Here is a 12,150-nt window from a genome sequence, read left to right on the forward strand (position 1 = left end):
AGCACGCGCTTCAGCCGCGACCCAGCCACTTGCCGTGCGTGTCCTGGCGCACCGGGTGCAGGGCGGTCTGGGTGATCCGCTCCAGCGGCTGCGGGCGCTCGATCGCATACCCCTGCAGGCCCTGTACGCCCATCTCCACCAGCTGCGCTGCCTGCGCTTCGGTCTCCACCCATTCGGCGATCACCTCCAACTGCAGTTCGCGCCCCAGCGCGGCGATGGCGCGCACGGTGGCACGGCTGACCGGGTCGGTCTGCATGTCGCGCACGAAGGTGCCATCGATCTTCAGCAGGTCCGCCGGCAGCTGCCGCAGGTAACCGAAGGACGAGAGTCCCGAGCCAAAGTCATCCAGCGCGATGCGGCAGCCGCGCGCCTTCACCGCATCGATGAACTCCCGCGCCTGCGCCAGGTTGCTGATCACCGCCGTTTCGGTGATCTCGAAACACAGCCGCTTGGCCAGGGTCCGGTTGCGTTCCAGCAGGTCACTGACGAAGGCCAGGAAACTGGGCTCGGCGATCGACTGCGCCGAGACGTTGACGTTGCACAGGCCCAGCCGCGCCACGTGCGCGGGACACACCTGCAGGTGGCGGAACAGCATCGACAGCACGCAGCGGTCCAGCGACATCCCCATGCCGTAGCGCTCGACCGCTGCGATGAATTCGCCCGGGCCATGCAGCACGCCCTGCTCATCGCGCATCCGTACCAGCACTTCGTAGTGCAGGTAGCCTGGATCGCCGACGGTAGCGATGCGCTGGGCGTACAGCAGCATGCGATTGTCAGCGATGGCATGGCTGACGCGGCGCAGGCGCTCGGCCTCGTTGCGCCTCTCATCCAGCGCCATGCGGTCTTCGTTGAAGCAGTGCACGCGGTTGCGCCCGGCCTGCTTGGCGGCATAGCACGCACTGTCGGCCGCGCCCATCAACCAGTTCACGTCAGGCGTATCGGCGCCCACTTCGACCACGCCCACGCTGCAGCTGATCTTCAGCGTGTCTTCGCCGAACTGGATGCCGGCCTGGCCCAGCGTGCGGATCACCCGGTGCAGCACCTGCCGCGCTTCATCCTGGCTGGCACGCGCGAGGAACAGCGCGAACTCATCGGCGCCCAAGCGTCCAACCCAGTCGCCATCGCGCACGGCGCCCTTCAGGTGCTCGGCGAACGCACGCAGCATCTGGTCGCCCGCCGCGTGCCCTACCGTGTCGTTGACCAGCTTGAAATGGTCCAGGTTGAGGTGGCACAGCGCATGCATGCCGCCCTCGTTGCGTACCTGCTGCAGGGCCTGTTCGAGCAGCCGCTCGATCTCGCGGCGGTTGATCAGCCCGGTCAACGCATCGTGGCTGGCGTGGTGCTGCACCTCGCGCACGAGTGCGTGGTTCTGGGTCACGTCTTCGACGATGGCGAAGATCGAAATGCCCTGCTTGCCGCGCGGCACCGCCGTGCCGCTCCAGCGTCCCCACATCAGGCTGCCATCGGCGCGCAGGAAGCGCAGCTCTCCGGCCTTCAATTGCCGCGGCCAGTCGATCTCGCCGTTGCCATCCAGCACCAGCTCGCCATCGGCCAGCAGCTCGCGCAGGTGCATGTGCACCAGCTGGTCGCGTGATCGTTGCAGCAGGTCGGACAGCGCCTGGTTGACTTCCATCAGGCCGCCGCCGCCATCGATCTTCAGCATGCCCACGCTGGCCTGGTAGAACGCCGCACGGAAGCGCGCCTCCTGGTCCATCAGGTCGATGCGCACGCGCCGCGCCAGCAGCACCGCCACGATGGCGATGGCCACCACCGACAGGGCGCCGACAATCAAGGTGGTCAAGCGCACCAGCGAGGACATGTGCACCAGCGCGAGCGAGAAGCTGCGCGCCGTGTCCTGCAGCTGCAGGTCCAGCTGCTGCAGCCGCTGCTGGTACGCCCTGGCCTGGTCGCCTTCGATGGGCCCGGCGGCGATCCGGCGCTCCAGCTCGTCGCCGATGCGGGCGATCTCCAACAGCGGCGCGTCGGTCTCGCGCCACAGCCGGGAGGCCTCGCGGAAATAGGCCAGGTCCCTGCCATGACGGTAGGAAAGAATCAGCCGATTGAGGTCGCCCTTGGCGTTGTTGCCGCGCAGGAACGCGACGCGGGCGGCGGCGGTATCGGGTGGGTCGCGCTCCAGCGCGCGGCGCGCTTCGAGGTCGGCCAGCGGAACATCCAGCTGCGCGCGGGCCTGTTGCAGGTGCCCCGGCTGGCCGCTGTCCAGATACTGCTGCAGCGAGGCAACCGCCTGCTGCTGCGCGCGCGACCAGTGGCTCTGGCCGACGATCCACGCGGTGGACGCGGCCTGCAACTCCTGGATGAGCGCGGAAATGCCCACCAGACCGACGGCCATGCCGGTCAGCAGGGCGAAACGCAGCGTAAGACCGCGCGTCCTGGCACCTGGTCGCATCCCCGCACCGGCTTCAGCCATACATGGAACCCCCGAATCCGTGGTTGGTCCTGCTTGCTGCCTTCACATCATGCACGCTAGACCCGGCGCTGTCTGCACCATGCGAAACCACCCGCCGCTGGCCACGCCACTGTCCCGGGACAAAAAAAACGCCAGCCCGGAGGCTGGCGTTGGATTCAACCGATCACGCGCGGATCAGAAGTTGCGCGGACCACGCGGCTTGAAGCCTTCGCGGCGCGGCGGACGATCGTTGCCGCCCGGCGCACCCGGACCACCCGGGCCACTGCGGCGCGGACCGCCCTTGTCGAAACGCGGCTTGGACGGGGCACGGGGTGCCTGGCTGATGTCCTCGCCCGGCTCCACGCGGCGCATGTTGAGCTGCTGGCCGGACACCCAGACCTTCTTCAGGTGGGTCAGCACGTCCTGCGGCATGTCGATCGGCAGGTCGAGCACCGAGAAACCGTCGTGGATGTCGATGCGACCGATGAAGCGGCTTTCCAGCCCGGCTTCGTTGGCGATGGCGCCGACGATGTTGGCCGGCTTCACGCCATGCTGGTGGCCCACTTCGATACGGAAGGTTTCCATGCCCTGCTCCGGTGCACCGCGCGGCGGCATCTCACGGCGCGGACGCTCCTGGAAACCTTCGCCTTCGGCACGCGGGGCGCGGTCGAACTTCGGCCGGTCGCCGCGATCGAAGCGGTCATTCCGCTCCGGACGCTCGGTGCGCTCGAACCGCTCGCGCGGGGCACGCTCTTCGCGCGGCGCACGCACCGGCGGCTGCAGCAGGAACGGGGTGTCACCCTGCATCATCTTGGCCAGCGCGGCGGCGACGTCGATCGCCGGCACGTTGTTCTCGCCTTCGAAACGCTCCAGCAGCTGGCGGTAGAAGTCCAGGCCGCCCTGGCCCAGCGTTTCGCTGATGCGCGCGGTGAACTTGTTGACGCGGTTGTCGTTGACCGCTTCCACGCTGGGCAGCTGCATTTCTTCGATCGGCTGGCGGGTGGCGCGCTCGATCTGGCGCAGCATGCCCTTTTCGCGCGGGGTGGCGAACAGGATCGCTTCACCGCTGCGGCCGGCACGGCCGGTACGGCCGATGCGGTGCACGTAGCTTTCGGTGTCGTACGGGATGTCGTAGTTCAGCACGTGGCTGATGCGTTCCACGTCCAGGCCGCGCGCGGCCACGTCGGTGGCGACCAGGATGTCCAGCTTGCCTTCCTTCAGCATGGCGATGGTGCGCTCGCGCTGGGCCTGCTGCATGTCGCCGTTGATGGCGGCAGCGGCCAGGCCGCGCGCCTGCAGCTTGCCGGCCAGCTCTTCGGTGCCGGCCTTGGTGCGGGCGAAGATGATCATCGCATCGAACGGCTCGACTTCCAGGATGCGGGTCAGCGCATCCAGCTTGTGCATGCCGCTCACCCACCAGTAACGCTGGCGGATGTTCGCCGAGGTGGTCGTCTTGTTGGCGATGGTGACTTCGGCCGGATCCTTCAGGTAGGTCTGGGCGATGCGACGGATGGCCGGCGGCATGGTGGCCGAGAACAGCGCCACCTGGCGCTTCTCCGGCAGCTTCTTCAGCACCGCTTCGACGTCGTCGATGAAGCCCATGCGCAGCATTTCATCGGCTTCGTCCAGCACCAGCGTCTTCAGCTCGGACAGGTCCAGCGTGCCGCGGTTGAGATGGTCGATGACGCGGCCGGGGGTGCCCACCACGATGTGCACGCCACGACGCAGCGCGGACAGCTGGGTGGCATACGGCTGGCCGCCGTACACCGGCAGCACGCGGAAACCGGGGATCTTCGACGAATAGGTCTGGAAAGCCTCGGCGACCTGGATGGCCAGTTCGCGGGTCGGGGCCAGCACCAGAGCCTGCGGCTTGCTCTGCTGCAGGTCGATGTTGGACAGTACCGGCAGCGCGAACGCTGCGGTCTTGCCGGTGCCGGTCTGGGCCTGGCCCAGCACGTCGCGGCCTTCCAGCATCGCCGGGATGGTGGCGGCCTGGATCGGCGAGGGGGTTTCGTAACCGACGGCGGCAACCGCCTGCATCACGGGCTCGGAAAGGCCGAGCTGCGCGAACTGCAGCGGCGCCAGGGTATCTTGGGACATGGGGAACTCCGAAGGCACTGCCACGAACGTGGCAGGCGAAAAAAGGGGGGTATTTTGCGCTTAGGGCGCCCTTCTGACGCGTGCCCCGGCGCTTTTTCGAGTGCATAGCTTACAGCACCTTGCATGAACGACGTGCACGGCATGTCATCATCGCCTGCCCGGCCACCGCCGGACCCGGTGCGCCAGCGTCGCAGCTGCCGCACAATGGGCGCCGTTCTTTTCAGGAATACCCCATGCAGATCCTTGAATTCGACCTCGACGGCGAGTACGTCGAGCTGAAGCAGCTGCTCAAGCTGACCGACCTGGTCAGCAGTGGCGGCGAAGCCAAGATGGCCATCAGCGAGGGCCTGGTGCTGGTCGATGGGGCCGTTGAACTGCGCAAGGCCTGCAAGATCCGCGCAGGCCAGCAGGTGGAATTCAACGACAGCGTGATCCGCGTGCTGGCGCTGCCGCCCGAAGCAGAGTAAGCCCCGGCGGTACGCGGCGGGGGCCGCCCGCTACCCCGCCACGGGCTGGGTAAGCCGGTCGGCGATCAGCCGGCGGAACGGGCGCACGCCCTGCGCGATGCGCAGCCCGGCCGCCCGCAGCAACCGCGCCGGCACGCGATCATCGGTGTATACCCGGGCGATGGCGTTGGTGGCCTCGTACAGCGGCCGCGAGGCAAGTCGGTGCTCGCGCTGGTAGCGGGCCAGCATGCGTGCATCGGCGATATCGGCGCCACGCGCCTGCTGCGCGATGACCCCGCGCGCCAGCTGCTGCTGGCTGGCCAGGCCCAGGTTGAACCCATGCGCGGTCACCGGATGCATGCCTACCGCAGCGTCTCCGATCAAGGCCGCACCGGCGGCGATGAAGCGTTCGGCGTACACGCCCACCAGCGGATACGCCTGCGGCATGGCGACCGGCTGCATGCGGCCCAGCCGGTGTTCGAAAAACCCACTGACCGCTTCACCGAACGCGTCCTCATCCATCGCCAGCAGGGCCTCGGCCTGTCGCGGCGGCAGGGTGATCACCGCGGATGCCAGACCACCGTTGAGCGGCAGCAGGGCCATCGTGCGGCCATAGCCGAACCATTCCCACGCCGTGTGGTGGTGGTCGCGCTCGACCTGCATCCGGCAGACCAGCATGGTCTTGCCGAAGTCCTGCAGGCGCGCACCGATCCCCAGCATGCGCCGGGTGGACGAAAACCGACTGTCGGCCGCCACCACCAGCCTTGCCTGCACGGTGCTGCCGTCGTCGAGCAGCACCTGCTGGCCACCGTCGATCGCGCGCACGCCCTGCACCCTGCGCCCGTCGCGCAGCTCCAGGCCGGGCTGGTCCTGCACGGCATCCCACGCCGCGCGACGGATCAGGTGGTTGGGCACCAGCCAGCCCAGCGGATCGCCGCTGCGGTGGTCGCTGGCGAAGGTCAGCGCGAACGGCGAGCGCCCATCCAGCACCCGCGCCTCACGCAGTTCGGCGACCTCGGCCGCCGGCAGCCTGTCCCACAGCTGCAGCTGTTCGAGGATCTGCCGTGAAGCATGGGTCAGCGCGATTTCGCGGCCATCGAACGCCGCCTCGGCCAGCGCCTGGCGCGACTGCGGTTCGACCACGGTCACCTGCAGGCCACTGCCTGCCAGCGAGCGCGCGAAGCAGAGCCCGGCCGGGCCTGCGCCCACCACCACCACATCCGTGCCGTGCATGCTGCTGCCCTCCGATGTCATGTCCGGCGCCAGCATAGCGACGCCGGCACGCGCGCGGCCTTGATCTGGATCAGGCGTGGCGGTGACGGTTCACAGCAGCGCCCACAGCAGCATCAGGATACCGACCAGCGACACCACCCATGCCAGGCTTCGCACGTAAGGGATGCCGGCCGCATACAACGGCACGTAGGCCAGTCGCGCCCAGAAATACAGCTGCACCGCCAACGCCGTGCTGCTGTCCTGCCTGCCTGCCACCACCACCGCGATGGCGGCAGCGGCGAACACGGCGAAGGTTTCCAGGAAGTTGGCCTGCGCGCGTTGCAGCCGCCCTGCCAGCAGCCCCGGTGGCGGCGCCTGGCCATCGCGGGCTGACGCGTTCCAGCGCGTGCCGCGTTCGCGGGTGATCGCCGCAGCCGCCAGCATCACCTGCGCCAGCCCGAGCACACCGGCCCAGGCCAGCATCTGCAGTTCGATGGCCATGGCTCAGGTCCCCGGCGCGCGGACGCTGTAACCGGCCAGGCGCCAGACGCGGTCTTCGTCCAGGCGGAAGCTGACCAGCTCGCGGACCGGCTGGGCGCTCTTCTCGAACCGAGTGGGGTAGGTCACGTTGAGGTACAGGCCCTCGGGCACCGCCGCACCGGCATTGAAGCGGACCCGGCTGATGCTCGGCTGGCCCCGTCCTACCAGTGCGCCCAGGCGGCTTCGATCGGCCGCGATCTGTTTGGCGAACGCATCGCGGGCAACCGCCTTGCGTGCTACCGCCGAGGCGCCGTCCCACAGCTGTGCGGCCTGCCCACCATCGACCAGGCGCACGGCCTGCAGGGCGGCCGCACTCATTTCGGCGTTCTGCTTGTCCAGCTGGGCCTGCTGGGCCGGGGTCAGCTGCTGGGCCGGCGTGCCCGGCCGTGCCGCTGCCGGTGCGGTAGCCGGCGCTGCAGCGGCGCGCGGCGCAGGCTGCGCTGCCGGCTGCTGGGCCATGGCGGTGAAGGGCAACAACAGGGACAGCACCATCAACGAATGCTTCATCGGACACCACCGCTCAAGGAGAAGTGTCCGCAGTCTACGCCAGCTTCGCCCGCCTGCTTCACGACTCCGGCAGTGCACCTGCATCGCGCTGGCGCTCGGCCGTGGTGCTCGCCCCGGGAGCGCCCGGCGCTTCGATGGCGGCGTCTGCGTCCGCCGAGTCGCCCGGGGCGGGCGGCAGGGTCGCCACGTCGATCTCCGACAGCGGGCTGTCCGATGGGCACACCTCGTCCGGGAAGCCGTATTCCTTCTTCAGCGACTGGCCGCAGGCGTTGACCGCTTCCAGCTCCGCGCCTTCGCGCTTGCACTGCTGGTCGAACGCCACCAGGAACGCATCCTTGCGGCGCACGAAGTCATCACCACAGGCGCGCATCTGCTTGATCCGCTCCAGATCGTCCTGCACCGCGTTGGTGCCATCCAGGCCGAACTGGCGCAGCTCCCCGGCGCTGAGCAGGCGCAGGCTGCGGTTGGGCACGGTCATCATCAGGTCGGCCACGCCCACCGCCACGCCGTTGCGCTGCAGGTAATCCTTGACGTTGTCGTAGACCTCCTGCAGTTCGCGGTTGAGTTCGGCGCGCGAGGTGGCCTTCGAACTGATCCGCATCATCCGATGGATGCCGACCTTGCCCGAAACCAGCCGGTTGTCACCGGCCGCCAGCACGAACACGCAGGCGCTGTGGCAGATCGAGCCTTCGCGGATCCAGATGGTCCAGCCCGACTCGCCGATGGCATCACCGGCCACGATCGCCGATTCCACCTGCCCGCCACTGGAGTCCAGGTCGAGGATGCGCTTGTGGATGCCGAGCTGATCGGCGACCACCGCCAGCCGCCAGCTCAGCTCGGCGAAGCCGGGGTTGATCTTGCCGCTGTAGCGCACGCGCAGCAGGCCGCGCTCCACGCAGGGCTGCAGTGCCTGTTCCAGCTGGGCCCGCTCCAGCCCCGGCAGCGGCTCGCCATCGCCCGGATCGGCGGCGTAATCGGTGCTGCAGCTGATCCACGCCTGTCCGTTTTCCAGCCACGCTGCCGGCCACGTCCGGTCAGCGCGTTCGGCGGGCGGGGCCACCGGACGCGGCGCGTCGGCCACGTTGATGGACACCATGTGGTCGCCATCGGCACGGGGCGCCCGTGTGGCCGCTTCATTGGCAGTGACGTTGCCGGGGTTCTCCAGCTTGCTGCACGAAGCGAGGGCGAGGCATAGCAGGGGCAGGCACCATCTGGGCGACATGAACCATCGAACCGGGAAGAGGACACGATCACAGTCTAGGGCCTGCGCCCCCTGTGACGACAACGCTTCCTGAATCCGTGCCAGCCACGGGCATACCTGTCCGAAAATGGCGAGCCCAGCCGTGCCCTGCGGCCTAGACTGTGGCCATGCCTTCGCCCGCCGCCCTCGACACTGCCACCTGCGAACGGGCCCGCCTGGCGCGCGACGCGCGCTTTGACGGGTTGTTCTTCACTGCCGTGCGCAGCACCGGCATCTATTGCCGTCCGGTGTGCCCGGCGCCGCCGCCGAAGCCGTCCAACGTGACCTATTACGCGAACGCGGCCTCCGCTGCCGCGGCCGGCTACCGACCGTGCCTGCGCTGCCGCCCGGAACTGTCACCGGCCGCGCAGCAGGGGCTGGAACAGGACACGGTGCGCCGGGCACTGGAGCTGATCCACGCTGGCTTCCTGCAGGATGCCAGCGTGGCCGCACTGGCCGAACGCGTTGGCGTGGGCGCGCGCCAGCTGCAGCGCGTTTTCGTCGCCGCGCTGGGCGTGACGCCGCTGCAGCTGCACACCACCCAGCGCCTGCTGCATGCCAAGCAGTTGCTGACCGAAACCCACCTGCCGGTGACCGATGTCGCGCTGGCGGCGGGCTTCAACAGCCTGCGTCGGTTCAACGATGCCTTCCTGGCAGGCTTCGGCATGCCACCGAGCGCCATCCGCCGGCTGCCCGGCGCCGCTTCGCAGACCGGTGAGGGCCTGCGCCTGCGTTTGGGCTACCGGCCGCCGCTGGATTTCGGCCTGATGCTGCAGTTCCTGCGCCGGCGCATGATTCCCGGCATCGAGCGCATCGAAGAAGACGGCTATGCACGCGTGATCGGTCCGCCCGAGCGCCCTGCCCTGCTGCGGGTGCATGCCGATACCCGCCGCAGCGAGCTGGTGCTGCAGCTGGACGGCGTCGACCCGCGGCAGATTCCGCACGTGGTACGGCGGGTACGCCACATGTTCGACCTGGATGCCGACCTGCGCCAGGTGCACGCCACGCTGCAGGACGAGCCGCTGCTTGCGCAGGGCATCGCGCTGCGGCCGGGGCTGCGCGTGCCCGGCGGCTGGGAGGGCTTTGAAGTGGCGGTGCGCGCGGTGCTGGGGCAGCAGGTCAGCGTGGCCGCCGCGACCACGCTGGCGCGGCGGCTGGTGCAGGCGTATGGGCAGGCCCTGCCGGGCATGCCGGACGGACTGGACCGTCTGTTCCCGCAGCCGGCGCAGCTCGCCGACGCACCGCTGGAAGCGATCGGCCTGCCGCGAACGCGCGCGGCAACCCTGCGTGCACTGGCACGGGCCTGCGATGCAGGTGATCTGGATTTCCGCCCGGGCCAGCGGCTGGACACTTTCGTGGCGCGCTGCGTGGCATTGCCGGGCATCGGCGCCTGGACCGCGCACTACATCGCACTGCGCGCGCTCGGCCAGCCCGATGCCTTCCCGGCCTGCGACCTGGTGCTGCAGCAGATGCTTGGCACACCCGGAAAACGCCTGACCGAGCGCCAGGCCGAGCAGCGCTCGCAGCCATGGCGTCCGTGGCGCGCCTATGCCGTGCTGCACCTGTGGCATCTGTCCACCCCGTTCACCGGAGTTCCGTCATGACCCTGCACTACGACCGTTTCGACAGTCCGATCGGCGAACTGACCGTTGCCGGCGATGCACACGGCATCGCCCACATCCTGTTTCCGCAGAACCGCCACGATGCCAAGGGGCGCGAGCACTGGGTACACCACCCGCCCACCGTGCGCGATGCACGCGAGCAGTTGCTGGCGTACCTGCACGGTGAGCGGACCCACTTCGATCTGCCGCTGGCACCGCGCGGCACGCCGTTCCAGCTGCGCGTCTGGAAGGCGCTGGCCAGCATCCCGTTCGGCCAGACATGGAGCTACCTGCAGTTGGCGACCCTGCTTGGCCAACCCACCGCGACCCGAGCGGTGGGAGCGGCCAACGGGCGTAATCCGCTACCGATCGTGCTGCCGTGCCACCGGGTGATCGGCCGCAATGGCGCGCTGACCGGCTTCGGCGGCGGGCTGGAAACCAAGGCCGCGCTGCTGCGCCTGGAACAGGGGGATGGCGGCCTGTTCCCGCGCCAGTGACGTTGGTTGTCTTGGGTGCGTCATCGCCCCGCCCTAGAATGGTGCGATGACTCGACGCCCCCTTGCCTGGATGCTGGCCGCGATCCTGCCGCTGGCTGCCTGTACCACCGCCCCGCCGCGCTCCAGCGCAACCTCCCCTGCTGCGGCAGCGACGCGGGAAAACGCGCCGCACAAACTGCTGCTGGTCTCCATCGATGGACTGCGCGCCGATGCACTGGACCGCGGCATCACGCCCAACCTGCAGCGCATCATCGACGGCGGGGTGCGCGCGAAGTGGATGACGCCTTCGTATCCCTCGTTGACCTTCCCCAACCATTACACCCTGGTCACCGGCCTGCGCCCGGACCACCACGGCATCATCCACAACAGCATGGACGTGGCCGAACTGGGCCGCTTCAAGCTGAGCGAAGCGGCGACGGTGACGCGGGTCGAATGGTGGGGCGGCGAGCCGATCTGGGTCAGCGCCGAGCAGGCCGGGGTGCGCACGGCGACCTGGTCCTGGCCGGGCAGCGAAGCGGAAATCAAGGGTATCCGGCCCAGCCAATGGCGCCGCTACGATGAGAGCATCGCACTGGAAGCACGCGCCGACAGCGTGCTGGGGTGGCTGCGGCAGACCGATGCCGATGCACCGCGGCTGGCCACGTTGTACCTGGAGACGGTCGACAAGGCCGGGCACCGGCATGGTCCGGATTCGGTGCAGTACAGTGCGGCGATCAAGCGGGCCGATGCCGTGGTGGGGCGTCTGCTGGATGGCCTGCAGCAGCACGGATTGAGCGCGGACACCAACGTGGTGGTGGTCTCCGACCACGGCATGGCAGCGGTAGCGCCCGGCCAGGTGGTCGCCACCGAAGACATGGTGGACCCGCGGCTGGCACGCAACATCAGCACGGGTCAGTCGATCGGTTTCGAGCCGGTGGAAGGGCAGCAGGCCGCTGCCGAACGTGCCCTGCTCGGCCGCCACGCGCAGTACCAGTGCTGGAAGAAGCAGGACCTGCCGGCACGCTGGCACTACGGTAGCAACCCGCGCATTCCGTCGATCATCTGCCAGATGGACGAGGGCTGGGATGCGCTCAGCCGCGAGAGCATCGCGCGCCGCAGCTACGAGGATCGGGGATCGCACGGCTATGACAACGCGCTGCCTTCGATGCGTGCGGTGTTCATCGCGCGAGGTCCGTCGTTCAAGCAGGGCCAGGTGATCGCGCCGTTCGACAATGTGGATGTGTATCCGTTGCTGGCGCGGCTGCTGCAGGTGCCGGCGGCCGCCAATGATGGCGATGCGGATCGCCTGCTGGACGCGCTGCGCTGACGGCGTGTGTGTGCCGGGCTGCGCCCGGCGCCTGCTTTTTCAAGCGGAAGCTAAGGCAACGTCAAAGGCTGCAGGGCTGCTTGCTGGTGGGGCGGGGTGGGTTGGCGGGAATCGCCGTGAATCCGTCCATGGAGGCTCGCCATCCGCATCCATGCGGATGAGCGTTCCCGCCAACCCACCCCGCCCCACCTTCGACCGGTCCATGGGAGCCATGGGAAATGCGGTGGGTAGGAGGGGTCGGAGAAACATGGGGTCAGAGTCCTTTCGCGCAGCGAAAGGACTCTGACCCCTGCC

Annotated in this window: 10 protein-coding genes; 4 read left to right on the forward strand and 6 right to left on the reverse strand. The window is 68.7% G+C overall.

All coding sequences use genetic code 11. The features are described from left to right. Positions 1-10: 10 nt before the first annotated feature. Entirely contained in the window at positions 11-2,428 is a 2,418-nt protein-coding gene (locus RTX79_RS17475; protein WP_428696034.1) for a putative bifunctional diguanylate cyclase/phosphodiesterase, read from the reverse strand. Positions 2,429-2,602: 174 nt separating this feature from the next. Further along, entirely contained in the window at positions 2,603-4,507 is a 1,905-nt protein-coding gene (locus RTX79_RS17480) for a DEAD/DEAH box helicase (protein ID WP_312685062.1), read from the reverse strand. Between the two features lie 233 nt (positions 4,508-4,740). On the opposite strand from RTX79_RS17480, the gene RTX79_RS17485 reads away from it, so the two are divergent. After that, a complete protein-coding gene (locus tag RTX79_RS17485; RefSeq protein ID WP_042615304.1) occupies positions 4,741-4,974 on the forward strand; it encodes an RNA-binding S4 domain-containing protein in 234 nt (77 codons plus the stop codon). Positions 4,975-5,004: 30 nt separating this feature from the next. Here RTX79_RS17485 and ubiM read toward each other — a convergent pair whose 3' ends face one another. The 4 genes from ubiM to RTX79_RS17505 form a co-directional block, all read right to left on the reverse strand. Then, positions 5,005-6,186 carry a 5-demethoxyubiquinol-8 5-hydroxylase UbiM gene (ubiM, locus tag RTX79_RS17490; RefSeq protein WP_312685067.1) on the reverse strand — a complete coding sequence of 394 codons (1,182 nt, stop codon included), beginning with the start codon at positions 6,184-6,186 and terminating at the stop codon, positions 5,005-5,007. A 90-nt stretch (positions 6,187-6,276) separates the two neighbouring features. Beyond that, positions 6,277-6,666 carry an MAPEG family protein gene (locus RTX79_RS17495; RefSeq protein WP_042615305.1) on the reverse strand — a complete coding sequence of 130 codons (390 nt, stop codon included), beginning with the start codon at positions 6,664-6,666 and terminating at the stop codon, positions 6,277-6,279. A gap of 3 nt (positions 6,667-6,669) precedes the next feature. Continuing rightward, a complete protein-coding gene (locus tag RTX79_RS17500) occupies positions 6,670-7,212 on the reverse strand; it encodes a DUF4019 domain-containing protein (protein WP_312685070.1) in 543 nt (180 codons plus the stop codon). 58 nt (positions 7,213-7,270) lie between these two features. Further along, positions 7,271-8,434: a hypothetical protein gene (locus tag RTX79_RS17505; protein WP_312685072.1), complete on the reverse strand. Its 1,164-nt coding sequence runs from the start codon at positions 8,432-8,434 to the stop codon at positions 7,271-7,273. Between the two features lie 146 nt (positions 8,435-8,580). Here RTX79_RS17505 and RTX79_RS17510 point away from each other — a divergent pair, with 146 nt between their 5' ends. From RTX79_RS17510 to RTX79_RS17520, 3 genes are read left to right on the forward strand one after another with little or no spacing between them, the layout of a single operon-like run. Then, positions 8,581-10,056 carry an AlkA N-terminal domain-containing protein gene (locus tag RTX79_RS17510; RefSeq protein WP_312685074.1) on the forward strand — a complete coding sequence of 492 codons (1,476 nt, stop codon included), beginning with the start codon at positions 8,581-8,583 and terminating at the stop codon, positions 10,054-10,056. Continuing rightward, positions 10,053-10,550: a methylated-DNA--[protein]-cysteine S-methyltransferase gene (locus tag RTX79_RS17515; protein WP_312685076.1), complete on the forward strand. Its 498-nt coding sequence runs from the start codon at positions 10,053-10,055 to the stop codon at positions 10,548-10,550. The genes RTX79_RS17510 and RTX79_RS17515 overlap by 4 nt, the downstream gene beginning before the upstream one ends. 46 nt (positions 10,551-10,596) lie before the next feature. After that, positions 10,597-11,856: an ectonucleotide pyrophosphatase/phosphodiesterase gene (locus RTX79_RS17520; RefSeq protein WP_312685078.1), complete on the forward strand. Its 1,260-nt coding sequence runs from the start codon at positions 10,597-10,599 to the stop codon at positions 11,854-11,856. Positions 11,857-12,150 lie beyond the last annotated feature (294 nt).

Origin of the sequence: Stenotrophomonas chelatiphaga, assembly GCF_032054965.1 — a bacterium.
GTDB classification, from domain to species: domain Bacteria; phylum Pseudomonadota; class Gammaproteobacteria; order Xanthomonadales; family Xanthomonadaceae; genus Stenotrophomonas; species Stenotrophomonas chelatiphaga.